Source organism: Nonomuraea sp. NBC_00507 (genome assembly GCF_036013525.1).
Classification (GTDB): domain Bacteria; phylum Actinomycetota; class Actinomycetes; order Streptosporangiales; family Streptosporangiaceae; genus Nonomuraea.
The window spans coordinates 1,447,173-1,471,638 of record NZ_CP107853.1; the positions used below are offsets into that span (position 1 = coordinate 1,447,173).

A 24,466-nucleotide genomic window follows, 5' to 3' on the forward strand; every position below is an offset into this window, starting at 1 on the left:
AGCGTCTGTCGCCCGCTCGCGTTCGTCGAGGGTTTCGGCACCTGCGCGCCAAGACGCTCAGTCCGGCCCAGGCACCGAAACCTTCCCGGCCAGGCCCGGGACGGCCACCAGGGCGCCGCAACAACCAACCCGCCCCACGCCACGACGTCTACACTGCCACCGGCCTGACCACCACGAAGACCCCGGCCCGGAAACCGACGACGAAGAAATCCGCGAACCCACGTCCTCGACGCACAGGGTCGGGTGGCCCAGGGGAATCCCACCCCTGGGCTCCCACAGAACCGTGCGTAACAGTCGCCCGTTACACGGCGCTTCTCATCCTTTCCAGAGGAAGTTGCTCTCCCAAGCCCAGTGCTTGAACAGGCCGGGGTCTCGATCGAGGATCCCGGTCCACCAGGCTTTGAACCGTTTGAGGGAGCGCAGCCGCTTGTATTTCTTCCGGGCCCAGCGCGCCAGGTAGGTGTTGACGTGCCGGAGGAGGGGATACAGCTGCGACCGGTAGAACCGGCCGTAGTAGGTGATCCAGCCCGTCACGATGGGGTTGATCCATCCGGCGAGCTCAGCGAGATCGGACCTGCCGCGCATGTGGATCCGCCAGGAGCGGAGCCGTTGACCCATCGCCTTGAGTGCCGCCGCGCTGACCGCGGGCAGAAAGGACGTGAACGCCTTCCCATCCGGATAGACGGCCTTGCGGGGGCGGAAGGTGTAGCCGAGGAAGGTGAACGAGATGTGCTCAAACGAGCCTCGTCGCCTCGAATCCCGGCAATACACGATCTTGGTTTTGTCGGGATGCAGCCGCAGCCCGACCTGTTCCATTCTCTCGGCGAGTGCGGCCAGCACCTGACGTGCCTGCCGCTCGGTCACGCAATGCACCACTGCGTCGTCGGCGTAGCGCTCGAACTCCACTGTCGGGAACTCGCGTGCCAGCCAGGTGTCGAACGCGTAGTGCATGAACAGGTTGGCCAGGACGGGCGAAACCGCTGAACCCTGTGGGGTTCCCCGGTGCCGCTCGACCAGGGTTCCGTCGGCCTGCTGGATGGGAGCGGCCAGCCACCGCTTCACATACAGCAGGACCCAGCGCTGCTCGGTGGTGATGTTGGCCTGCACCGCCTTGACCATCAGGTCCCACGGCACGCTGTCGAAGAACTTCTCGACGTCGAGGTCGATGATCCAGTCCTTCTTCCAGCACCGCTGGCGGCACGTGGCCACCGCGTCCAGCGCGGAGCGTCGGGGCCGATACCCGTAGGAGTCGTCGTGAAAGATCGACTCGGTCCGGGGTTCCAGCGCCAGCGCTGCCACTGTCTGGGCGATCCTGTCGGCCACGGTCGGTACTCCTAGAACGCGAGTGCCTCCCCCGGCCTTCGGGATTTCCACCGCCATCACCGCGGGAGGAAAGTAGGTGCCCGACGACATCCGATTCCAGATCTTGTAGAGGTTGTTCCTCAGATCGGCCTCGAAATCCTCGATGGACTGCCTATCCACTCCGGCGGCGCCCTTGTTGGCCTTGACGCTCTCGTATGCCTCCCACACACCAGCCGCTTCGAAATATCGAACGGCTTGTCCTTCGGTTCCGACATGCCCACCCGCTTCCTCCCAGACCAACGTCCGGTTGTTCGCGCGAACAGATCGACAGATGAGCCGGCCCCTTCGCTCCACCCCCATTACCGGGGCTTCGTCACTACTACGAGCCGGTCCGCCGGCGGACGCCGCGACGGTACTCAACGCCTCACGGTTTCTGCCGCCCGGCGCGCTCCCTCTCGCCCCCCCAGCACCATTGGCACCGGGACGGCGCTGTCGGCATCCGCCTTCCCACGTTCCATGCAGAAGCCGCAGACCGGACTCGCGCCGCCTCTACGCCGGACACCACCTGGCCAATAGGCGGGCACCCGCCAGGCTCATCCCGGGCCCTTTTAACCACCCCGGTTTTGATGTCGTCTACTTGTTTCGACGCGTCTTCGACGGTTCGCTCGCGCTCGCCTTCCCGGTCCCCACCTGACGCATCACGTGCGCCTTTTCCTCAACGCTCACCACGACGGTCTTCAGCCAACGCAGCTTGAGGCGGTTTGACGTCTCCCCCCGCAGGGCGACGCCGAAGGGCCAGACCTTCATCTCCTGCACAGCACCGCATCCAGCAAGGTCACCTACACAACAACCTCGCCTTCTGCGCTCATGGCGCACTTAAAGATCAAGCTAGGAGACGAGGAGCTGTGATGAGCACGATCAAGGACCTTAGGCGTGACACTCCGCCGATGACAGCGCAGGTGGAGACCGCCGCCCGGGCGCGGCTGCTGGCGGCGGCGCGCGGTCCCGAGCCCCACCGCGGGCCGCGACTTGTCAGGCGGCTCGGTTGGCGGGTTGCGATCGCGGGCGCGCTGGCCGTGGCGGTCGGTACCGGCGTGGTAGTGGCACGCGATCAGCCGCGCGTGGTCCCGGCGGCGAACGTGCAGGAACTGGGCGAGCGGGCTGCGCAGGCCGCCTACGACGACCGCGGGCAGGTGCCGAACCCGGGCCAGTGGCTGTACATCAGGGAGCGCCAGGCGCCGCAGTCCAAAGATGGCAGCTACGGCGTGGACGTCTCCCGGCGCGTCGTCTGGGAGCAGTGGACCAGCGTGGACGGCAAGCAGGTAGCCGCCCTGATCAACGGAAAGTTGCTCGTGCAGGGCAACCACCCGGGGCTCGGCGCCGCCGAGCTGGCCCAGCAGCCGATCACCCCGGAGGGAGTGCTCACGAAAATCCGCCAAAAGCTAGAGGATAAACACATTGCCTGGGGGGGATCAGAGCCGCCCCACACCATGGACGAGCAGCTCTTCCAGGCCGTGTACCAGCTAATGGGAACCCAGGCGTTGCCGCCGGAGGTGCGGGCAGCGCTGTTTCGCGGCCTGGCCACAATCCCCGGCGTGAGCTTCACCGAGGACGTCGCGGACGCCGACGGCAGGCAGGGGGTCGCGTTCAGCTACACCGGTAAGTGGGCCCGCTACGACCTCATCCTCGACCCCGTCGACTTCCACTTTCTCGGCACGTACGGCGTCCAGACCACGGAGTACAACGACCCCTCGTCGTCCGTCATCAAAGCGGGCACGCCCCTCACACTGACGGCCTGGTTGGATGCCAAGGTGGTGGACGGCCCCGGCCAGAAATGAGCCTTCCCGGGGCGTGGCGGTAGCACCGCGGCGAGAGCGGCTTCGGCTGATGGTGCATCGCGGGGATGGGCTTCGAGGCCCGCCGGCGGCGCAGCTTGGTCAGCGCTGTGGACGACGGCAGATTCCAACCCGCGGCCCGAAGCCGATCTCACCGCCCGGAAACCATCCGGGCGATCACGCTCTCATAGCTTGACCCACTGAACAGGCATAGCGCCAACACGAAATAGACGCCCAACCGCGACGGCAAAGCCCGGAACCTCCGCTGAGCCCACCCGGTCTCCTCCAGCACCTCATCGACCAGACTCGGGGGGATCTGCCGGGTCAACACCCCACTGAGGATCTCTGACGGCAATGGCTCTCAGCGCGATGCTGGGAGTCGTTGCCGTGTCAATAAAGCGATACCGCAGCTCAGTGGCACGTCGTCGGCGCCGAGCTCGCTGTCGGCGAGGCCGCCGCGGTGTAGTGCTCCGCCGCAGGTCAACGTCACGGCGCATCCGGCGTCAGGATGTCTGCTGCAGGGCCCGGTAGATGGTGCCGCGGCCCACCCCCAGAACCTTGGCGATCTCGGCCACGGTGGTGTCCTGCGCCGCGTAGCGTGAGCGCGCCAGCGCGATCTGCTCTGGCGACAGCTTGGCGGGTCTGCCGCCGAGGCGGCCTCGGGTGCGTGCGGCGGCCCGGCCCACCGCCGCTCGTTCGGCGATCAACCCCCGCTCGAACTCCGCCAGCGCCGCGAAAATATGGAAGACCAGCCGGCCAGTGCTGGTACTGGTGTCGATCCCTTCGTGCAGGGAGGCGAAAGCGACCCCGCGCCCGGCCAGCGTGTTGACGATCTCCACCAGATGCCGCAGGGACCGGCCCAGCCGGTCCAGCCGCCACACCACCAGCGTGTCCCCGGCCCGCAGGTACTCCAGGCACCGCGTCAGCTCGGGCCGCTCGGTCAGCTTCCCCGACGCGGGTGTCGGCGAAGACTTACTCGCAGCCCGCCGCGTTCAGCGCGTCGGTCTGCCCGTCCAGGTTCTGCGACGCGCTGGAGATCCGGGCGTAACCGACCCATTGGCCGGCGAGAGGATGCACAGGGAGGCTCACAGTCTCGATCATGTACCGAAACCCGGCTCAGTGACGGCTGTTTTGCGACATTGATTCCGGTCGGGGTTTCGGACGCTTTCCGAGAGTTCGACGACCACTCTCACAGCCGATTTTCGATCTTGTCCGTTACTGAGGACTTCCGGACACGAAGATCACCATCACCAGGCGTCACCCACCAGCCGGTCCACCCCGAAACCATGATCACACGCGAGCTGCCCCGGAACGGAAACGTACGCTAACGACTCCATGCAGGCCCCGTCCGGCACCTGTCCCGGCCTGCGGGAAGGCGCTTACCGTAGGAAACGGTTCCGTTGCAGGTCCACCCCCGGTACGACAAGGCCGTCGATCACCTGGCGAACCTTCTCCTCCACGTTCTCGTCGCCGAGCCTGAAGGCGATGTTGGCCGCACAGAGAACCGCGTCGATCTGGAACGCGGCGAGATCGGCGTCTACCTCGGTGATCTCCCCGGCGTCGGCCGCGTGCCGCAGCTCGGCGGCGATGAGGCTCAGCCACCCCTCCTGCCGCTCGAACAGCGCGTCGTGGACCGGCCCAGGCCTGTTGTCGAAGTCGGCGAGATTGGCCACCCAGAAGCACCCGCCAGGAAACAGAGGGGCCCCGGCGTAGGCGATCCAGTTGTCGACCAGCGCGCGCAGCCGGGCCACGCCGTGCGGCACGCCTTGGGCCGGCCGTACGACCGCGTCGACGAACGCCTCCCTGGCCGCCTCGACAGCGGCCAGTTGCAAGCTCTCCTTGGTGACGAACAGCGTCTGCACGCCGCTCTTGCTGAGCCCGAGCTCGGCTGCCAGACGGCCGAAGCTGAGCCCGTTGAGCCCTTCCAGTGAGGCCACGTCCACCGCGTGGCGGGCGATCATCCGCCTGGTCCGCGCGCCGCGCACGAGGCGCTGATCCGTCCGTTCGCTCATCGACATCATCCTTCCATACAAAGGGTTGCACAAAGCGTACGGTCGACCGTACGTTTACTTTATGCCCACATACCCCGCAGAGGAAACCGACCCCTACTGCCTGTCAGCCGCGGACGCGGCTCGTCTGCTGGCCGGCGCGCCCTGGCGCCGCTTCGCCTCCATCGGCGACAGCCTCGCCGCCGGGATCGGAGACCCCAGCCCCGGCTACGCCGACCTGGGATGGACCGACCGGCTCGCCGCTGTCCTTCACAAGGTTCACCCCGACCTGGCCTACCTGAACGCCGCGAAGATCGGCGCGACCACTGTCAGGACTTTGGAACTGCAGGTAGGCCCGCTCCTCGAGTTCACCCCCGACCTGGTCCACATCTCCTGCGGTGCCAACGACATCTGGCGGCCTGCACCGGACTTCTTCCGGATCGCCCATACCATGCGCCAGATCTTCGAACTCGCCGCCGGGACCGGCGCGCAGCTAACGACGTTCACCCTTGGCAGGGCCTTCGTGGTGCCCGGCTACCCCGAATGGCACAAGCGGGTGCGCGCCGTCAACGACATAACCCGCGCGCTGGCGACCGAATACGACGCCGTACTCGCCGACATGTGGGATCACCCGGTCAACTCCCGGCCGGGCCTGCTAAGCGCCGACCGCGTTCACTTCTCCACTTCTGGTCAGGCCGTGATGGCGGCCGAGCTGGTCAAGGGACTCGCCGCGCGAATGCACGTGACGGCATGAAGGGGACCCTCACCGCACCGGCCCGCATCCAGTGGCGCCCGGTCTCGATCGTGATGGTCGCATCATTCATGGCGATCCTCGACTCGTTCATCGTGGTCGTCGCCGGACCGGCGATCCAGGCCGATCTTGGCACCTCGAGCGGGGAGCTGCAGTGGATCCTGGCCGGCTACCAGCTCACCTACGCGGTGATCCTCGTCACTGGCGGTCGCCTTGGCGACATGTACGGTCGCAAACGGATCTTCATCGTCGGCATGGCGCTCTTCATGTTCTCCTCCTATGCCTGCGCCCTGGCTGCAACGGCCGTCGTGCTCATCGTTGCCCGGCTCGCCCAGGGAGTCGGTGCCGCGCTCATGGTCCCGCAGGTCTTCGCCATCATCACGCTGCTGGTCCCCAGTAAGCAGCTGCCCCGCGCCTTCGGCGTGCTCGGCATGGTGATGGGCCTGGCCACCATCGGCGGGCAGCTCATCGGCGGCCTGCTCATCGGCGCCGACCTGTTCGGCTCCGGCTGGCGGCCGGTCTTCTGGATCAACATTCCGATCGGCCTCGCCGCGATCCTGCTTGCGGGCCGTTGGATCCCCGAGTCGCGCGCCGCGGACGCCCGCAGACTCGACCTCACCGGCGTCGCCGTCCTCAGCGGCGCGCTCTTCCTGCTCGTCTTCCCCCTCATCCAGGGTCATGAGTACGGCTGGCCGTGGTGGACCTGGACCGCTCTCGCCACCGCCATCGCGGCGTTCGTTGTGTTCGGCTACGTCGAGCGCGCCATCGGCGCCCGCGGCGGTGATCCTCTCCTGCGACCGTCGCTACTTTCCACCCGATCCTTTTCCGTCGGCCTCGTCCTCGTGCTCGCCGTCTACGTTGTCATAACCTCGTACTACCTCGTCCTGTCCGTCGCCCTGCAGGAAGGATTGGGCATGTCGGCGCTGGGGGCCGGTCTCGTCTACACGCCGGCCGCGGCGACGTTTTTCACCTTCAGCCTGATCGCCAGCAGGCTCGTCCCCCAGTACGGGCGGCGTGTCCTGGAGTTTGGCGCCATCATCCTCGCGATCGGCTACGCCTCCACCGCCCTCGTCCTTCTGTCAGGCCTTCCGTTCGCCCCCGGGGTAATCATCCCCACGCTGATGCTCCAGAGCGTCGGCGGCGGCCTCCTCATCACCCCGTCCCTCAACGCGGTCCTGTCGCGCATCAACCCCGACGACGCCGGCATAGCCTCCGGCGCCCTCTCGACGGCCCAGCAGGTCGGCGGTGCTCTTGGGGTGGCCATCATCGGCGTCGTGTTCTACGGCTCGCTCCACCCGTCGGCCGACGGCAGAGTCGTAGCGGCGGCCCACGGCCTGGCCATGTCCTCAATCTTCACCATGGTGACGGCGCTGGTGGCAGCCGTGCTCGTCTTACTGCTCCCCACCCTCCGCAGCCAATCTTCCTGACGGTAGCGGCCGGGTCCACAGGTCTGTGATTTGACGAGCTTCCAGGTCGTATCTCTTGTCTTGGGATGAACGCTGGCCGTGGCCGTACGAGCTGGGGGCGGCCATGCGCCGTATTAATGGGTGCACGATTTTGATCGAGGGCGCGGTCTGGGGGTCGGCGAGCTGTCCGAGGAGACAGTTGAAGGTGTCGATCGCCGCTGCAAAGACGTCAGCGGCCGCGTCTGCACAGTACGGTTCCACCGCAGGGCTCTTCTCGTGGGCGGTTTCGACTGGTTGGCACCTTCGAACCTCCCTGGTAGGAAAGCCCCGCCACAATCACTGCGGCGGTGAGGACCGATGCCATCACCGGAAACAGCTGGCCCCCTCTTCGATGCGCGGCCGGTCACCTGCGCGGCTACCTGCTCGGTCACCCTGAACAACCCGAGAGGCCTACCAGCATCTGGCGGCGGCCCACGATCGGCGTATCACGGTGGCCATCGGATCGTCCGTCACCTTCGGCCCCGTCTCCTCACCTGCTGAATCTCCTCCATTTGGACGCGGCGGCATCACCTCGGACGCCCGCCCGGCCGCCGGTGAGGCTGATGCAACGAAGCGGGTAATGCTTGGCCAGATCGACCTTGAGCCGCGCAAGAGAACGGAACCCAAAAGTGGAGTTCCCGAGGGAGCCTTGGCGTAGCCCGGCGGTCCGCGCACAATGCTCCGACCCGTGGCCCCTATGGCTTGCGTACGACCCCGCACCACTGGTCAACCTCGACCGGCATGCTGCGGTCCCACTCTAGCTCGGGGCGCCACCGCGAGCACGAGACCCACCCCGGTTCCACCGCCTCAAGGTCAGCGAAGAAACTCCGCGATCCGCTCGGGGCCCCGCCGCTTCAGCTTCGGCTGCGCGTCAATATTCCACGCGCGCACCGCCTCGGCGGTGGCCTCGCCGTTGACCGCCGAGGCGGTGTTGGCCACCACCTCGTAGCTCCCAGACGGCACCGCGGCCAGCAGCTATTCGATGATCCCTGCAGCTCATCGTCGTCGCCGATGAAATGCATGATGCCCAGCAGCATGATCACCACCGGCTGGGAGAAGTCCAGCGTCTTGGCCGCCTCCCGCAGGATGATGTCCGGGTCATGCAAGTCTGCGTCGATGTAGTCGGTGGCGCCCTGCTCGGAATTGGTCAGCCGGGCTCGCGCGTGCCAGCACCAGCGGATCATTGTCGACGTACACGATCCGCGACGGGTGTAGCTCCACCGCACCCATCGGCTTCCCCTCCGTGCACGAGACGCTGGGGACCTGCATCGCTTGCTTGGCGTCAGCCGCTTGACGATCTGCAGGTACGCTCCTGAAGTCTCGCCCGGCCGCCCTGCCGTCGAACCGCCATCAGCGCGCACCAGGTTGGAACCGGACAGCTGATACCGCAGCTCAGGGCCTGTTTGGCGGCTACTGCCACGTTGATAAACATTGCTCAAGGTAAAGGGAGTGCAGGTGGACTGCTGGACCGGCTTGACTCCATGCTCGCCTTCGCCTGGGCCTCATCGCCGGCAATCCGGCAGGAGTGCGTCCGGCGTCGTCAGCCTACATGTGCTCGTCATCGCGTAGGATCCGCCACACATGTCAGGTCAAGCGGACGCGAAGTTGTTCAGGACCGCGGAGGACAAAGTTCTGCCGAAAGCGCGGATGCTCCGTGACGAGTGCGAGCTTCGGGGCTCGGCGCAGGAGCGTCCCGATGGCCAACTGGGCTTCCAGCCGGGCCAGTGGTGCGCCGAGGCAGAAGTGGATACCGGCGGCGAAGCTGAGATGAGGATTGTTGCGCCGCGCGACATCCATCCGATCGGCGTTGGCGAAGACTTCGGGATCACGATTGGCCGCGCCGATGAACACCAGCATACGATCGCCGGCCGCAATCAACTTTCCGCCGACCTCGACATCTTCAAGGGCGGCGCGGGGCACCAATTGCACCGGCGCGTCATAACGCAGCAGTTCCTCGATCACCGCTGGCATGCTCTGGGGATTGTCACGCACATGGGCGAGTTGGTCGGGATGGCGTAGCAACGTCAGGATGCCGTTGCCGATGAGGTTGACGGTGGTTTCGTAACCGGCGTTGAGCAGCAGTACGGAGGTGCCGACCAATTCCGCATCAGTAAGGACATCAGCATCGGCATTGTCGGAGCTGTTGGCTGCCGCAAGGCTGCTGAGCAGATCGCCGCGAGGATGTCGCCGACGTTCCTCCGCCAGGTCGAGGAAGTAGCTGGATGCCGCGCGGCCCGCCGCGCCGAGTTCCTGCCTCGATGGACGCGATCCAACGTCCAGTCCCCGTACCAGAACGTCAGCCCACGCCTGGAACGAGTCCCGATCACGTGCTGGAATCCCGAGCAATTCACAAATGATGGTGACGGGCAGGGGACGTGCCAGCGCCGAGACGAGATCCGCCTCCGTGTTGCCCAGCACACCATCCAGCAATTCGTCCACGAGCACTTGGATGCTCGGGCGTAGGCGCTCTACCCATGTAGGGGTGAAGACCTTGCTCACCAACGCGCGGATATGGGTGTGCTCGGGGGGATTGAGCCCGATGAAGGAGACCAACGGACGGCCATCGGGACCGATGATCCGGTCAGCTCCGTAATCGCGCGGGTCATTGTGACCGATTCTTCGGTCGCGGAGCACGAACGCCACGTCGCGATGGCGGCTGATCAGCCACATCCCGCTTCGGCTGTCCGCTATGGGGCCCATGCGGCGCATCTGGGCATAGACGGGATAGGGGTCGGCCCGGAAGGCGGGGTCGACGGGGTCGAACAGCGGGTGCGTGGGGTTGCCTCCTGCGATGCGGTCAGGCGGGTCGGCCATGGTTGGAGCTCTCCTCTCGGACTGCACAGTGTTGCTGATCACTTTCGTGAGTAGCTGGCACCGTTTCTCGGTACGTCGCCTGCAAAGCACTACCAGAGCAATTAGGCCGATGGCCTTTCCATGCAGCTTCAGGCAATGGCAGCAGGGGCCCACATGTCGGAGTGAGCCCCTGCTGCTCATATGAGCCTCTATGATCGTTCTTACTGCTCCTTCGTCCGCATGGTGGCTTCCCTCCTTTCCCCTCCGCGTTGGGTCGACCGAGGCCTCTATGGCGCGTCACCTGGTGCGTCCTTGTCAGTGCGGCTGTTCGCGGGTGGCGGAGGAAACCATCCCCTCCGTCGGGCCTGGAAGCGTTGCCGTCCGGCGCAGGGCTGCCGCCCACGCCCACGCCGGGTAGGCGCCGCACACGATCCCGACCAGCCCGGCGAGTGAGACGGTCATGACCGGTCCGATCCACGCTGCCGTCACACCACCCGCCAGGATGCCCAGCCCCTGCACCGTGATGAGCCCGGAGGACAGCACCCCCATCCCCTGAGCGCGAGAATGATCGGGAAGGATCTGTACGAACAGCGCGCCCACCTGCATCTGATAACCCATCGAAAAGGCACCCGACAGCCCGAACAACACCGCCGAGACAGCTAGGTCAGGCCGGAGCACGCAAACCATTAACGGTACGCCGGTCAGCAGCGCCAGCACGCCTACCGCCCGGCTGCGCGCCGCCTCCGGGACGTACCGGCCGACGATGAAGGCGCCGATCACGCTGCCGACCGGATCCGCCGCCATGATCACACCGACCGCCACCGCGGAGCCGTCATTCAACGCGTCCGCGTACGGCGCGGCCAGCCCCTCCGGCATGATGTAAAAGCCGGCCAGCCAGCTCAGCGCGATCAGTGACCGCAGCCGCGGATCTCGCCACACCCCCGCCAGGCCGAACCCGCCCGCAAGCATCCGCCGTGGCCCCCGATCAGCGGCCGCGGCCTGCCGGTGCTGCACGCCGAACCGCACCAGCAGGGCTGACATCGCGAACGTCGCGGCGTCAAGGACCAGCCCGGTGGAGGGCGTGAGCCCTTGGGCCAGCAGGCCGCCGCCGAGGAAGCCGGCAATCTGGGCCGACTGGATGGTGATCTGCCGGATAGACAGTCCCAGCACGTACTGCTCGCCCTTGAGTACATCGGCCAGCAGAGCCAGCTGCGCCGCCTTGAACGGCCCGCTGAGCGCCGTCATGGCCGCAAGCAGCACACCCAGCACTGGCAGCGGCGCACCCGGCAACGCCATCAACCCGACCAGCGCCGCACGCAGCAGGTCAATCACGAAGATCACCTGACGGCGGGGATAGCGGTCACCGATCCAGCTCAACGTGAGCCCACCAACCAGAGAGGGAAGATAGGTGAGCGCGTACGTCAGCCCTGTCAGCGCCGCCGAGTCGGTTCGCTGGTAGACCAGCACCGCGATCGCGACCCGGGCGACCTGGTCACCAAGCTGGGAAAACAGCTCCGCCAGCCACAGAGCCCGGAACTCTCCCACCGCCAGCACATCGGCGAAGGTCACCCTCTCCCCTGAAGGACCCGCCCTCATCCCATATCCCGATCTCGCCGTACGAGCCGAGCTGCCGCGGCGTCGACCAGCCGAGACACGGCAACTACCCACGCACACGCCACCACCACGACCCCCCTGCACTGCAGCGATCACTCGAAGCACCGCAATCAGTCTGCATGTTGGCCCTGTCTTCTCCTTGTCGTTTTCCTGTCGTCCCCACCGGCAGCCGCAAGGGGGTTGTGCTGGAAAATGTCAACAGCCCAGCCTGTGCGGGCGTGCAGGAAATGGATCTGCGTGTCGCCGGCCAGCTTCATGGGGTCGCTCAGGAGGAGTTTCTGCCACGAGCATGGGCCACCCGGTTGCCAGTGATGGGACCACCCGGCGTGCCGGCGTCTGGGCGGTTGATCACTTTCGGGGTGGAATGGCGTTTCGGGAGGTTTCGGCCTGGAACCGCCGTGGCCTCGGTTCTCGAAATGGCCTGCCGAAGTCTCGCCAACGCTGGAACGGCACACCGCCGGTGTCGCGTAGCGCTCCGCCTGGTCGGTACCGTTATACGACGGCCGCGGTTGCGCCGGCCCTGGCTGTCCGCGCGCGGCGGAAGCGCGCATGAGGCAGCGCCCACGGCTTGCCGGTGGCAGTCGCATCACAGATTCAGCGCGATGACTTCCGGAGGGTGCGGGCCGGGCCGGGACTGGATCTCGTTGAACTCGTCGGTCGTGATGAGCCGGAGGTTGTGCAGGATGGCGGCGGCTCTGCGCCAGCAGTCCTTCGCCTCGTCTTGTTTGTCCAGGTCGTGCAAGGCGCGGCCGAGGCCCCACAGGTGCTCAGCCTGCCAATAGGTACCGGTGTGCCCTTCGGCCTCGTCGACGGTGAGTACTTGCTCGAAGCAATCGACTGATCGTTGCGGGTCACCTGCCTGCCGGTGGGATTCGGCGAGCTTCCCCAGCGGATCCACTCTGGCCTCCAGCTCTCCGATCTCCTCCAGAATCTTCGCCGAACGCGTGTGCGCCGTGATGGCATCCTCATACCTGCCGACGCTCTGGTAAACCAGCCCCAGGTTGGTCAGGGCGGCGGCTTCGTTGAACCGGTTCCCCAACTGCCGATTGAACTCCAGCAACTGGAAGTGGTACTCGATGGCCTGCCCGAAGTCGCCGAGCTGACGGTGGGCGACCGCGAGGCCGGACAGCGGTCCCGCCCGGCGGTTGAGAGCGCCGATCCGGTCATAGGCCTCCACGGCTTGGCCGAGATCCGTGATTCCCTCAGCCAAGCGGCCCACCCGTACTTTGGTCCATCCCAAGTCGGTATGGGAGATCCCCCGATGCAGCGGATCGCCGGAGCGGTGGGCCGCCTCGGCCGCTCTCTCCGCGAGCGCCAGTTCGTCCCGCCAGCGGCCACGGCGATCCAGCGGGGTGTCCAGGGCGGCCGCAAGCGCGATCGCGAGAGCCGGGCCGTCGTCCGGCAAACGGGCCGCTTGAGCGACAGCAGCGATCAAGTTCCGGATCTCGAAGTTGATCCAGGTCGTGACCTCGTTGCCGCTGGTGAGGACTTCTCCGGGATGGGTCAGCGACTGAGGGTCAAGCTCGGTGCGCCAGCCGGCCGAAGGGATGAGGTTGGTAGCGGTTCGAGCGGTGGCCAGATAGCAGTGAAGGACTCGCCGTACGGCCTGGTCCCGGGCCTGTTCGCTCTCCTCTTGGTGCGCTCGTTCACGAGCGAACAGCCGCAGCAGGTCGTGCATGCTGTAGCGGTTGCCGACGTTCGTGTTGATCAGGTGTACGTCGACCAGACGGTCGAGGAATTGCTGAGCCACCTCGGTGGGGATACCGCCGGCGGCAGCGGCCGCGCTGAGGCCGATGTCGGGCCCCTCCAGTAGGCCGAGCAACCGGAATATGCGGGCGGCGCCGACGCCATCGGGACCGTCCAGCAGATCTTGATAGCTGACATAAAAGGTGGCGCGCACTGCCCGATCGTCGATCTGCAGCTCGGCCAGTCGGTGGTGTTCGAGGGCAAGCCGGTCGGCGAAATTCTGAATGGGCCATTCGGGCCGCGCGACAAGGCGGGCGGCGGCGATGCGAATCGCCAGGGGAAGTCCTTCACACAGCTCGATCACCCGTGTGGCAGCACGGCTTTCCGCCCGCTCACGATCATTGCCAATCAAACTGCCCAGCAGCGTCCTCGCTTCTGACTCTGAAAGGACGTCGAGCTGTTCGTGACTGGCACCGTCAAGTGAGGTCAGCATCCTGCGGCTGGTGATCAGCACGGCGCTGGACCCACTACCGGGGAGCAACGGACGAACTTGAGCGACGTCGCGGGCGTTGTCCAGCACGATGATCATCCGCTTGCCGCCTATCAATGAGCGAAATCGTACGGCGGCCTCGTCCGGCTCTGAAGGTATGGCTGAGTCGGCGACTCCAAGAGAACGCAGGAAGCGGGCGAGTGCTTCGTGCGGGTCGAGCGGCTTGGCATCGGGCGTGGCGCCGTGCAGGTTGATATACAGCTGTCCGTCCGGGAAATGTTCGGAAACGCGGTGGGCGATGTGAGTGGCCAGCGCGGACTTGCCGACGCCCCCCACTCCGCTGATCGTGACCACTGGGGCCTGCCCGAGGGAGGTCAACGTTCGCCTCAGACGCTCCACCTCGGGTACGCGTCCGGTGAAGGTGGGAATGTCGGCCGGCAACTCGGCCGGGTGAGGCAGCCAAGCCGGCTCGGCTGGAGACGCGTCCGCTGTCGAGATCTTGGCTTCCGGACTGGTCACGCTGAGCGGCCCGGGGGAGGGGGGAGTGTGCTCCGGCAGGATCAGGGCGGGGTCTGCAAGGAGGATGGACTGGTGCAGGTGGCGCAGTTCGTCTCCCGGATCGACGCCCAGTTCCTCTCGTAGCAGGCTGTCTATGGTGTGATACGCCTGCAGCGCCTCGGCCTGGCGGCCGCACCGGTACAACGCGAGCATCAGCTGGCCCCACAGGCGTTCGCGCAACGGGTGAGTCGTGGTCGCGGTCTTCAATTCCCCGACCAGCTGTTCGTGCTTGCCGGACAGAAGGCAGAGCTCGAGCCAGCGTTCCAGCGCCTGCATCCGTTCTTCGCCCAGAGGGTCGGCGTAGGCACGACGCAGCGACTCCGACGGAACGTCGGCCAGGGCAGGTCCATGCCACAGGGCCAGCGCTTGGTGGAGCAGGCCGATCTCGGTGCCTACCCCCGTCGTCTGTCCTGCGCGGCGGACGAGATCGCGGAACTCGATGACGTCGAGATCGGTGTCGCGGACCTCGACAAGGTATCCGTGGTCCCGGGTGTGGATCAGCCGCTCACCGCTGTGGTCGTCGCTGAGCACCTGCCGCAGCCGGGCGATGTGCGTGCAGAGAGCCGCCCGCGCGTCCTTCGGCGTGTCGCCCTGCCACATGTGCTCGATCAGCTGTTCAACGGAGACGTACTGGTTGGCGTGCAACAGGAGGGTCGCCAGCGCGATGCGTTGCTTGGTCGCTGGTACGGCGACAGGCCGCCCTGCTCTGACAATCTCCAACGAGCCCAAGATCCCGAACCAGGTTCCGGAGCCTTCCCCGGTCCTTGGATTCTCCTGGTGGAGCAAGCGTTCTCCCATGGTCGTGGTGCCTGCCGTTCAGCGGATGCGGATGAATCGGACGGCACCAACGAAGCCTCTGGGCGAGCCGAAAAGCTTTTCCCTTGTTGCGATGCTGGACATCCCGCCTCCTGTCGAGAGGTGCTTTTCGAAGTGGTGGCGGCTCCGGTTCGCTGACCCCCGCCCCCGGGCGTCGAACCGTGATGGCAGGAGGAGCATAAACTGGCAGAGGGAGGCTGTGTCAACCGTTGTTTGAGATGGTTGATGGTCCGCCCAAACATCAGTTGGGAGGTGTGCATGTCCGACGAACATCCGCGGACTTTGGCTGACAAGCTCAACCACCTGTTCGCGACGATTCACCCCGCTGGGCGAGGCCCGTACTCGAACACTGAGGTCGCAGCTGGAATCAGCGCGAAAGCCGAGTCGATCACCGACGCTTACATCGGGCTGCTGCGCAGTGGCAAACGCGCCAACCCCACCTACCATCATCTCAAGGGTCTGGCCGAGTTCTTCGGGGTCAGCGTCAACTACTTCTTTGACGACGAGATCGCCGCCAAGATCGATGCCGAACTCGAGTTGGTTGTCGCGATGCGCGACAACGACGTGCTCCAGATCGCCCTGCGCAGCAAGGACCTGACTCCGAAGAACCGCGGCGCGATCCTCACTATCATCGATCAGATCCGGCAGATGCAGGGCCTGCCCCCGGCGACGTAGCAGTGAGTAGGAGCCTGCGCGGGATCTGCACGGCCAAGCTGCGACAGCTTGACCTTCCCTCCCCGCTGACCGTTCCCCGCCTGTGCGCCCACTTGGAGGCAGTCCGGCAGCGGCCGATCACGCTCATGCCACTGTGCGGCCTCCCGCCCGGGGGCCCGTGCGGCATCTGGGTCGCCACCTCGGCCACCGACTTCATCCTGTACCGCGACAGCACCTCACCGGTGCATCAGTCGCACATCATCCTGCACGAACTCGCCCACCTCATCTTCGAGCACTCGCACGGCCTGGACGGCGACTACCGCCGCCTGCTGCTGCCCAACCTCGGCGAGACCGCCATCCAGCGGATCCTGGGCCGCTCCGCCTACGCCACCCCCGAGGAACGGGAAGCCGAGACACTGGCGTCCCTGCTCGCCCAGCGGATCAGCCACCCGCCCGACGACACGACAGCCGAGTCGGCAGACGAGCAGATCTTGCGGACACTGCTCGAATGACCGGCCAGGAACGGGGATTCCGTGGTCCTGCGCCTGATGCACATCAGCATCGCCACGCTCTTCTGGCTGGTCCTGATCGTGAAGACGGCCGATCTCCTCCGGCAGCCGCACAACTGGGGCTTGCGTCACCTGGTTATGCTCTGCCTCGGTCTGAGCATTGCGCTGACCGTCGGGATACCGCCGATCTATGCCACCATCGATTGGCTGACCCATGTTCCCAATCTGGCCAAGCTACTCCAGCACCTGGCCACGATCAGCGCATGCGGTGCTGGCAGCGTCATGATGATCCGCCTTGACCGCGACGCCCCTCGTCCGGGCGCACGAGTCAGGCGGCGCATCGCCTTGGCCGGTGCCGTCGCGACCGCGATGACGGTGCTGTTCTTCCTGGCACCCGTTGACGAGTCCGAGCCGATCCGGTTCGCCGACCGGTATTCGACGGCCGCATTCATTCCGCAGTACATGCTGTTGTTCATCGCCATGATCGCCGTCGTGTGCGCAGACGTTGCGATTTCGACGTGGCGGTACGGGCGACGGCGGCGCGGCGCCAATGTCCCCCTGCGCATGAGCGTCGGACTGATGTTCGCCGCCGCGATCTTCGGTATCGCCTATTGCCTCTTCAAGGCCGCCTATATCGTCATCCGACTTCTCGGTGAGTCTCCGCTGAAAGGGGAAAACGCCCTTTCCACGCCGTTGGCGCTTGCGGCGGTGATTCTCGGAGCCACAAGTCTGGCCCTGCCCAAGGTGGGTGCCTCCATCGACGCGATCCTCCATCGGCTCGACCGCCTGCGCGCCTATCGGCGATTGCATCCCTTGTGGTCGGACCTCTATGCGGCCATGCCCGAGATAGTCCTGAACCCTCCACGCGGGCGCGACCTGATGGCCATCCTCGACATCGACTACCGGCTCTATCGCCGGGTGATCGAAATCAGCGACGGCATGCTCGCCCTGGGCATCGTCGGCCTCCCGCGTCACGCGCACCCTGACCCTCGTCGGGCCGCGGCCGTGGCCGAGACCCTGGCCACCGGACTCCAGCGAATGGAGAAACCGGCGGCTGCGAGCGCTGTCACCACACAGGCGCCCGCCCAACAGGACCGCTCACTCGACGACGAGATCAAGTGGCTCATCCTGGTAGCCGACGCCTACGAGTGGCAGACGAGCCACCCTTCCAAGAGCGCAAGTGAATGGCACAGGTGATGCGCATGCTCGGCATCGGCGGACGGCAGGGAGGGCCGCGCGGGAAGATGCGCACCACTGCGCCCAAGCCATCGCACCAGAAGGTGCCCGGCCTGCCCCAGTGAATCGCCCCGATGGTTCGGTGGAGACTTGATCTCTTGAGAGGATCGAGTCCATGCCAGGTAAGTCTCCCTACCCCGCCGAGCTGCGTCGACGAGCGGTTCGCATGGTCGCCGAGGTGCGGCCGGATTACCCGACCGAATGGGCCACGATCAACGCGGTCGCGACTAAGCTCGGCATCGGCACCGCGGAGACACTGCGCACCTGGGTCCGCCAGGCCCAGATCGATGAGGGCAGCCGGCCCGGCCGCACCTCAGATGAGTCGGCCGAGCTGAAGCGGCTGCGCCGGGAGAACGCCGAACTGCGCCGCGCCAACGAGATTCTGAAGGCCGCGTCGGCTTTCTTCGCGGCCGAGCTCGACCGGCCACACACGCACTCGTGAGCTTCATCGACCAGCACGCCGACGTGTTCGGTGTCGAGCCGATCTGCCGTGTCCTGACCGAGCACGGCTGCCCCATCTCCTCCAGCACCTACTACGCCGCCAAGAACCGTCCGCTCTCGGCCCGGGCCCTGCGCGACGCCGAACTGGATGAGCACATCACTCGCATCCACGCCGACAACTACGGCGTCTACGGCGCCCGCAAGATCTGGCAGCAACTCCAGCGCGAAGGGCATCCAGTCGCCCGCTGCACCGTCGAGCGGCGCATGCGTGCCCTCGGCCTGCAGGGCGTCCGGCGCGGTAGGAAGGTCCGCACCACCGTGGCCGACCCCGGCCATGAGCGGGCGGCAGACCGGCTGCAGCGCGACTTCACCGCAAGCCGGCCGAACGCCGCCTGGGTCGCCGACTTCACCCACGTGGCCGCCTGGTGCGGAGTGGTCTACGTATCAGTTACGTGGTCGACGTCTACTCACGGGCGATCGTCGGCTGGGCCGCCTCGCTGTCCAGCAGACCAGCCTGGCTCTGGACGCGCTGGACATGGCCCTGTGGCGACGCCAGCGCACCGGCCGGCCCGTTGAAGCCGGGCTGATCCACCACAGACGCCGGTAGTCAATACACGTCTTTCCGGTTCACCACGCATCTGCTGGCTGCCGGGATCGACGCCTCCATCGGCACCGTCGGCGATTCGACAACGCCTTGATGGAATCGCAGATCGGCCTCTACAAGACCGAGCTGATCAAGCCCCGTGGCCCTTGGCGCAGCCTGGCCGACGTCGAGCTGGCCACCGCCGAATGGGTCGATTGGTTCAATGCCACCCGCCTGCACTCAGCGATCGGGCACCTGCCACCAGAGGAGTACGAAGCTCTCTACTACGCTCAATACCAGCCCAGCGAACCCGTCGGAATCAACCGTTGAGGTCTCCATCAAAGTCGGGGCGGTTCACAGAGTGACTTCACCACGCCCACGCCCGGCCGACGCTACATTGGCTGACGCGCCGCCGAGGCGCTCAACTGAGAGCGACAGGTTCAAGTGAGGCACGCGACAGAACGCGATGAAATCGTGGTTCTCGAAGGTCGCAGTTGAGCTATGCGAGGAGGAACTTTGTGGAGGTAATGCGGATCGCCACGCTGATGGGTGCGACCATATCCATGGGCCTCGTGGCAGGGGTGTTCGGCCTCTACGCGCACACGATCATGCCGGGCCTTGCGCGGACGGACGATCGGACTTTCGTCGGTGCGTTCCAGTCCATCGACAGGGCGATCATCAACCCCTGGTTCCTGGGAGGTGGATTCTTCGGTGCCCTGGTGCTCACCATTCTCGCCGCGGTCGCGCACATCGGACGTGATGGCCTGCCCTGGGTCGCCACCGCGCTCGCCCTGTATGCGATCACTTTTGTGATCACGATCGCGATCAATGTGCCGCTCAATGACGCGATCAAGGCGGCGGGGGACCCCGACCGTATCGACCTGACCGCGGTCCGCGAGAGGTTCGACGAGGTGCGGTGGGCGAGTTGGAACATCGTCCGTGTGATTACTTCCACGACCGCGTTCGGATTGTTGGCCTGGGCCCTCACGCTGCCTGGACGGCCGAGCTAGCGGTAGTCCGTTAGATCAAAGATGTGGGCGCGGGTAGAAGCTTTGTGCGGGGCTTCCGTCTGAAGGGAGCTGGGGTGATGACCAAGGCCAAGCCGTGTCCGCCTGCGCCGGGCGGTCGTCCTCAGGTCCGTTCACCAGGTCGGTGTCCAACTTGTCCCTCGGTTCGGGCGTCTCGGTCATCTCCTCTTCGCAGGCTCACCAGACCCGCGTCAGCACCCTTTCAGGTCAGGGCATCAGCCCCTATCCGACCAGTTATGCGGCACCCGCCGGCGGAGGGGCCGGCATTGGGGTGTCGCCCACCGGCATTCGCTTCTCGGGTTTTCCTGCGCCTGCTGGGGAGTTACGCCTTCCTCACGGTCGGCCTACCAGCCCGCGTCAGGTGGTCTGGACCCCATCGGGGTTGTCGCGTTCCGCATGCGAGAGATACGACCGGGGAGGGGTCGGGTAGCGGGAGCGCATTGCTGCGCCCCCGCCCCCTCAGAACCGGACAAGCCCGCTTTCCGGGCATCTCGGCTCAAGCAAGCCCAAAGGCTCACAGGCAGGCAGAAGTGCCGTTCCGCTGCACGCGCTTGCTGTTAACTCGTCGCGCGCAGTGGGTGTGTATGAGTCGGAGTGCGACGGTCTCGTCCGACGCGCCGACGCCCGTATCGATGGTGATCGCCTGGCGGCGGATCGCCGTGCGGGTGACCTTGACCCATTGCTCCCATTCGGAGGCGGTTTGTGGCTCGTGGTCAGCGTCCAGCAGCAACCCTCGGCAGAGTGGACAACGGCTGTGCTGCGCCTGGAGCAGGCGTAGTCGTGCGGTGTCCAGCGGCGGCTTGCGGCGGCGACGCCGTTCAGCCCAGTACTCGGTTAAGGCCGGATCGTCTGGCGATGCCGAGCCTTTGACCACCTGGTGTCGGACGATCGGTGTCCAGGCGAACTTGTGGAGGTAGGCGCCGCTGTCGCGGTCACCGAACACCCATCGGTCGTTCCTGGACTTTCTGAACGCGCCGAAGTGCCGGTCGACGACCCAGCGACTCGACTTGTTCGGGTGGCTTCGCTTCGCCCAACTGAAGGCGAGCTTCCACATGTGGGTGTCCAAGCGGACATAGGTCTTCTTGGACACCACCGTCCGGTAGTACGCAGCCCAGCCCCGGATGATCGGGTTCAGCCTGCGGATCACCGCCTGAGCGTTGGCCCCTCGCAGGGCCCTCATCTCAGCGGTGAGTCGTGCCCGGAACCGTTGCACGGCCGCCTTGCTCGGTTTGATCAGCAGCTTTCCATTGCGATATCGGCGGACATGGAACCCCAGAAAGTCGAAGCCGTCTTCGAGGAAGACGATGCGCGTCTTGTTCTCGTTGATCCTCAACCCTCTGGGTGCCAGCCATGCGGCCAGCCGCTGTTTGACCTGCTCGGCCTGCTCGCGACTGCCGCACATCGCGACAAGATCGTCTGCTTATGCCGAGTGGCGGGTTATGCCGAATGGGGTGGCGAAGTGCTGGCCGGCAGGGGTGCTGAGGAACAGCTGGGCGGCATAAACGGTGTGATCGTTTGAGCCTTCGGTCTGGAGGTTGCGTATCCCTCTTCAGACAGGAGGGCGTCATGGGCGACCGAAATCTGGCTCGCGGTGCGGTGTCCGGGCCGTTGGGTGCGTATGAGACCGAGCTGCGTACGGAACTGGCGGGGACGGGGTACGCGGCGAAGTCGGTGGCCGACATCGTGCTGATGATGGCGCGGTTGAGCAGGTGGATGGAGACGCACGGCGTGGAGGTGGCCGAGCTGCGACCTGCGGTGGTGGAGGAGTTCCTGCGCTGCCGGCGGGAGGTGACTCGGGTCGAGGGGGCGGCGCGGCGGGGGCTGGGGCCGTTGCTGCGTTTCCTGCGAGGTCGTGAGCTGATTCCTGGGGAGGAAGTCCTTGATGGCTCACCGGTGGAAGAGCTGCTGGCCGCCTACCGGGATTATCTGGTCGGCGAGCGGGGCCTGGCCGCGGAAACGGTGCGGTGCTATGTCCTGCAAGGACGCAAGTTCCTAGCTGAGCTGAGAGAGCCGCTCGACGTCGCGCTGGCGCGGTTGGACGCGGGCGCGGTCGTGGCGTTCGTGATGGAGCATACGCGCGGGGCGGCGAGTGTCTGGTCGGCCAAGACTCTGGTGACCGCGACTCGCTCGTTGCTGCGGTTCCTGCACGTTCAGGGCTGGATTGCGGTTCCGTTGGCAGCGGCCGTTCCTGCCGTTGCGGGATGGCGGCTGGCCGCGGTGCCACGGGGGTTGGAACAGGACCAGATCGAGGCGGTGCTGGCCGGCCCGAAGGTCTCGTCCGCAGCGGGGCTCCGGGATCGGGCGGTGCTGCTGGTGCTGGCCCGGCTTGGATTGCGTGGTGCCGAGGTTGCCGCGCTCGGTTTGGCCGATGTCGACTGGCGTGCTGGAGAGATCATCGTGCGGGGCAAGGGAGGCTGCCTGGAGCGGGTTCCGTTGCCGTTCGAGGTCGGTGAAGCGCTGGCCGCCTACCTCACCATTGCCAGGCCGTCGTGCTCCTGCGCGTCGTTGTTCGTCACGGCTCGTCCGCCCTACCACGGGTTGAATGGATCCGCGGTTCGCGCGATCATGGGCCGGGCCTGCGGGAGGGCGGGCCTGCCGCGGCTGGGCGCTCATCGGCTGCGTCATTCACTGGCCACCCAGGTGCTGCGGGCCGGTGCGCCGCTGAGTGAGGTGGGGCAGTTACTGCGGCATCGCAACCAGCTGTCCACCACGGTCTATGCCAAGGTCGACCATGCCGTGCTGCGCTCGCTGGCCCGGCAGTGGCCGCTGCCCGCGCCGGCGGCGGCTGATGGGAGTGCCTCGTGACCACGCTGCGGCGGCAGGCCGAGGAGTACTTGGCCATGCGCCGGGCGCTGGGATTCAAGCTCACCACCTGGGGACAGCGGCTGATGAGCTTCATCGGCTACCTGGAGTCCACCGGCGCCGGGCACATCACCATCGAAGCAGCCCTGACCTGGGCGACCTCGACCCCAGCCAGCACCGACCCGGTCTACTGGGCCCGCAGGCTGGACGTGGTACGGATCTTCGCCCGGCACCTCAAAACACTGGATGCGGCCACCGAGATTCCACCCCTTGACGCCCTGCCGCATCGCTATCGGCGGATCACTCCCTACCTCTACTCACCCGCTGAGATCGTCTCGTTGATGGGCGCGGCCGGAGCACTGAAGCCCCAGCTACGGGGCCAGACGTGGCAGACCGTGCTGGGATTGCTGGCGGTGACCGGGATGCGGGTCAGCGAGGCATGCCGTCTCGATCGCCAAGACGTCGACCTGGACAAGGGCGTGCTCGCCGTCCGGGACTCCAAGTTCGGCAAATCACGCGATGTCCCGGTGCACCCCTCCACGACGGCGGCACTGCGCCGCTATGACCGCCTCCGTGATCGTCTGTGGCCCGCCCCTGCCTGCCCGGCCTTCTTCATCTCCACCCGGGGCACTCGCCTGGACGCCTCCAACATGCCCGCCGACTTCGCGAAACTGCTGCACCCCGCAGGCATCGCCCCGATCCCGGGACGGCGCCGCCAGCGCATCCACGACCTGCGCCACACCTTCACGGTCGCCACCCTGCTGCAGTGGTATGAGGACGGCGCCGACGTCCAGGCCCGGCTACCGCTGCTGGCCACCTACCTCGGCCATGTCGATCCCAAATCGTCGTACTGGTACTTCAGCGGATCTCCCGAACTGCTGGCCCTGGCGGCAGACCGTCTGGAACGCGCCTTCACCCCGGACACCCACGGAGGTGGGACGTGACCGGTGATCTGGCGCCTCTGCTCCAAGGGTTCTTCACCGACAAGCTCATGCTCCAACGCCAGGCCAGCGACCACACCATCGCCGCCTACCGCGACACCTTCAAGCTGCTGCTGGCCTTCCTGACCGAGCGCACCGGACGATCCCCGTCCGCGCTGAGCATCACCGATCTGGACGCCCCCGCCATCGGCGCGTTCCTGACCCACCTGGAAACCCGCCGGGGCAACACGGTCACGACCCGCAACAGCCGGCTGGCCGCCCTGCACTCCTTCTTCCGGCACGCCGAACTCCACGCCCCTCAGCACGCCGCCATCATCCAACGAGTGCTGGCCATCCCGCCCAAACGCTTCGACCGCGCGATCGTCACCTACCTGACCATGCCCGAAGCTGAAGCCCTGGTGAACGCACCCGACCTGACCACCTGGCACGGACGGCGCGACCACGCCCTGCTCCTGGTCGCGATCCACACCGGGCTGCGCGTCAGCGAACTGACCGGCCTCACCCTCGCCGATGTCCACCTCGGTGCCGGACCTCACCTGCGCTGTCACGGCAAGGGCCGCAAGGACCGCTGCACCCCACTCACCGGCCCCACCGCCAAGGTCCTGCGGTCCTGGACCAAGGAACGCCAAGGCCAGCCCGACGATCCTCTCTTCCCCACACGCCGCGGAACCCGGCTCAGCCGCGACGCCGTCGAACAACTCGTCACCAAACACACCCGCACAGCCACCAGCCGATGCCCCTCACTGGCCGGCAAACACGTCACACCACACACCCTGCGCCACTCCACCGCGATGGCACTGCTCCGCGCGGGCGTCGACACGTCGATCATCGCGCTCTGGCTCGGCCACGCCTCACCGGAAACCACACAGATCTATCTCCACGCCGACATGGAGATCAAAGAACGCGCCCTCGCTCGCACCACCCCACCCGGCGGCACTCCCGGCCGCTACACCGCCCCCGACAGCCTGATCGCATTCCTCGACACTCTCTGACC

The 24,466-nt window shown here is 66.2% G+C and carries 21 protein-coding genes and 3 pseudogenes; 11 read left to right on the plus strand and 13 right to left on the minus strand.

The features are described from left to right. Positions 1 to 315: 315 nt before the first annotated feature. Together ltrA and OHA25_RS07435 are read right to left on the minus strand one after the other, a co-directional pair. Positions 316 to 1,722 (minus strand): group II intron reverse transcriptase/maturase, encoded by a 1,407-nt coding sequence (ltrA, locus tag OHA25_RS07430; protein WP_327586847.1) that lies wholly within the window; start codon positions 1,720 to 1,722, stop codon positions 316 to 318. A 213-nt stretch (positions 1,723 to 1,935) separates the two neighbouring features. Continuing rightward, positions 1,936 to 2,118: a hypothetical protein gene (locus tag OHA25_RS07435; RefSeq protein WP_103964968.1), complete on the minus strand. Its 183-nt coding sequence runs from the start codon at positions 2,116 to 2,118 to the stop codon at positions 1,936 to 1,938. Positions 2,119 to 2,210: 92 nt separating this feature from the next. Between OHA25_RS07435 and OHA25_RS07440 the strand changes: the two genes are divergently transcribed. Further along, positions 2,211 to 3,140, plus strand: a complete 930-nt coding sequence (locus OHA25_RS07440; protein WP_327586848.1) for a CU044_5270 family protein — start codon at positions 2,211 to 2,213, stop codon at positions 3,138 to 3,140. Between the two features lie 148 nt (positions 3,141 to 3,288). Here the strand turns inward: OHA25_RS07440 and OHA25_RS07445 are convergent, their stop codons facing one another. From OHA25_RS07445 to OHA25_RS07455, 3 genes are all read right to left on the minus strand, one after another. Next, a complete protein-coding gene (locus OHA25_RS07445) occupies positions 3,289 to 3,468 on the minus strand; it encodes a transposase domain-containing protein (RefSeq protein ID WP_442942073.1) in 180 nt (59 codons plus the stop codon). 172 nt (positions 3,469 to 3,640) lie between these two features. Beyond that, positions 3,641 to 4,081 carry a recombinase family protein gene (locus OHA25_RS07450; RefSeq protein WP_442942169.1) on the minus strand — a complete coding sequence of 147 codons (441 nt, stop codon included), beginning with the start codon at positions 4,079 to 4,081 and terminating at the stop codon, positions 3,641 to 3,643. Between the two features lie 435 nt (positions 4,082 to 4,516). Further along, positions 4,517 to 5,149 (minus strand): TetR/AcrR family transcriptional regulator, encoded by a 633-nt coding sequence (locus OHA25_RS07455; protein WP_327586849.1) that lies wholly within the window; start codon positions 5,147 to 5,149, stop codon positions 4,517 to 4,519. A 61-nt stretch (positions 5,150 to 5,210) separates the two neighbouring features. Between OHA25_RS07455 and OHA25_RS07460 the strand changes: the two genes are divergently transcribed. Both OHA25_RS07460 and OHA25_RS07465 read left to right on the plus strand, forming a co-directional pair. Then, on the plus strand, positions 5,211 to 5,879 hold the full coding sequence (locus tag OHA25_RS07460) for an SGNH/GDSL hydrolase family protein (RefSeq protein WP_327586850.1): 669 nt from the start codon (positions 5,211 to 5,213) through the stop codon (positions 5,877 to 5,879). Further along, positions 5,876 to 7,303: an MFS transporter gene (locus OHA25_RS07465; protein WP_327586851.1), complete on the plus strand. Its 1,428-nt coding sequence runs from the start codon at positions 5,876 to 5,878 to the stop codon at positions 7,301 to 7,303. Before OHA25_RS07460 ends, OHA25_RS07465 begins: the two co-directional genes overlap by 4 nt. A gap of 713 nt (positions 7,304 to 8,016) precedes the next feature. On the opposite strand, the gene OHA25_RS61150 is transcribed toward OHA25_RS07465, so the two are convergent. The 6 genes and pseudogenes from OHA25_RS61150 to OHA25_RS07485 all read right to left on the minus strand — a co-directional run bounded on the left by OHA25_RS61150 (position 8,017) and on the right by OHA25_RS07485 (position 15,182). Continuing rightward, a complete protein-coding gene (locus tag OHA25_RS61150; RefSeq protein ID WP_442942074.1) occupies positions 8,017 to 8,124 on the minus strand; it encodes a hypothetical protein in 108 nt (35 codons plus the stop codon). 10 nt (positions 8,125 to 8,134) lie between these two features. After that, the gene (locus OHA25_RS07470) at positions 8,135 to 8,263 is read right to left on the minus strand and encodes a hypothetical protein (protein ID WP_327586852.1); all 129 of its coding nucleotides are present in this window, start codon (positions 8,261 to 8,263) and stop codon (positions 8,135 to 8,137) included. Positions 8,264 to 8,325: 62 nt separating this feature from the next. After that, positions 8,326 to 8,505, minus strand: a pseudogene (locus tag OHA25_RS61155) (SAM-dependent methyltransferase); the annotation flags it as partial. Positions 8,506 to 8,905: 400 nt separating this feature from the next. Then, a complete protein-coding gene (locus OHA25_RS07475) occupies positions 8,906 to 10,135 on the minus strand; it encodes a cytochrome P450 (protein ID WP_327586853.1) in 1,230 nt (409 codons plus the stop codon). A 294-nt stretch (positions 10,136 to 10,429) separates the two neighbouring features. After that, complete coding sequence (locus OHA25_RS07480; RefSeq protein WP_327586854.1) at positions 10,430 to 11,683, minus strand: MFS transporter; 1,254 nt, start codon at positions 11,681 to 11,683, stop codon at positions 10,430 to 10,432. A gap of 631 nt (positions 11,684 to 12,314) precedes the next feature. Next, entirely contained in the window at positions 12,315 to 15,182 is a 2,868-nt protein-coding gene (locus OHA25_RS07485; protein WP_327586855.1) for an AfsR/SARP family transcriptional regulator, read from the minus strand. A gap of 354 nt (positions 15,183 to 15,536) precedes the next feature. Here OHA25_RS07485 and OHA25_RS07490 point away from each other — a divergent pair, with 354 nt between their 5' ends. The 5 genes and pseudogenes from OHA25_RS07490 to OHA25_RS07520 all read left to right on the plus strand — a co-directional run bounded on the left by OHA25_RS07490 (position 15,537) and on the right by OHA25_RS07520 (position 19,711). Beyond that, positions 15,537 to 15,953: a helix-turn-helix domain-containing protein gene (locus OHA25_RS07490; protein WP_327586856.1), complete on the plus strand. Its 417-nt coding sequence runs from the start codon at positions 15,537 to 15,539 to the stop codon at positions 15,951 to 15,953. Between the two features lie 2 nt (positions 15,954 to 15,955). After that, complete coding sequence (locus OHA25_RS07495) at positions 15,956 to 16,444, plus strand: hypothetical protein (protein ID WP_327586857.1); 489 nt, start codon at positions 15,956 to 15,958, stop codon at positions 16,442 to 16,444. A gap of 21 nt (positions 16,445 to 16,465) precedes the next feature. Next, complete coding sequence (locus OHA25_RS07500; protein ID WP_327586858.1) at positions 16,466 to 17,638, plus strand: MAB_1171c family putative transporter; 1,173 nt, start codon at positions 16,466 to 16,468, stop codon at positions 17,636 to 17,638. 154 nt (positions 17,639 to 17,792) lie between these two features. Further along, a pseudogene (locus OHA25_RS61160) lies at positions 17,793 to 19,031 on the plus strand (IS3 family transposase). Between the two features lie 197 nt (positions 19,032 to 19,228). After that, positions 19,229 to 19,711: an anthrone oxygenase family protein gene (locus tag OHA25_RS07520; RefSeq protein WP_327586860.1), complete on the plus strand. Its 483-nt coding sequence runs from the start codon at positions 19,229 to 19,231 to the stop codon at positions 19,709 to 19,711. A gap of 532 nt (positions 19,712 to 20,243) precedes the next feature. Here the strand turns inward: OHA25_RS07520 and OHA25_RS07525 are convergent. Together OHA25_RS07525 and OHA25_RS07530 are read right to left on the minus strand one after the other, a co-directional pair. Further along, on the minus strand, positions 20,244 to 20,942 hold the full coding sequence (locus tag OHA25_RS07525) for a group II intron maturase-specific domain-containing protein (protein WP_327590942.1): 699 nt from the start codon (positions 20,940 to 20,942) through the stop codon (positions 20,244 to 20,246). A 60-nt stretch (positions 20,943 to 21,002) separates the two neighbouring features. After that, positions 21,003 to 21,137 (minus strand): annotated as a pseudogene (locus OHA25_RS07530) (RNA-directed DNA polymerase); the annotation flags it as partial. Between the two features lie 158 nt (positions 21,138 to 21,295). Between OHA25_RS07530 and OHA25_RS07535 the strand changes: the two are divergent. The 3 genes from OHA25_RS07535 to OHA25_RS07545 are packed head-to-tail and all read left to right on the plus strand — an operon-like array spanning position 21,296 to position 24,464. After that, on the plus strand, positions 21,296 to 22,534 hold the full coding sequence (locus OHA25_RS07535; RefSeq protein WP_327586861.1) for a tyrosine-type recombinase/integrase: 1,239 nt from the start codon (positions 21,296 to 21,298) through the stop codon (positions 22,532 to 22,534). Next, on the plus strand, positions 22,531 to 23,475 hold the full coding sequence (locus OHA25_RS07540; protein ID WP_327586862.1) for a tyrosine-type recombinase/integrase: 945 nt from the start codon (positions 22,531 to 22,533) through the stop codon (positions 23,473 to 23,475). The genes OHA25_RS07535 and OHA25_RS07540 overlap by 4 nt, the downstream gene beginning before the upstream one ends. Then, positions 23,472 to 24,464, plus strand: a complete 993-nt coding sequence (locus tag OHA25_RS07545; protein ID WP_327586863.1) for a tyrosine-type recombinase/integrase — start codon at positions 23,472 to 23,474, stop codon at positions 24,462 to 24,464. Before OHA25_RS07540 ends, OHA25_RS07545 begins: the two co-directional genes overlap by 4 nt. The last annotated feature ends 2 nt before the right edge of the window (positions 24,465 to 24,466 follow it).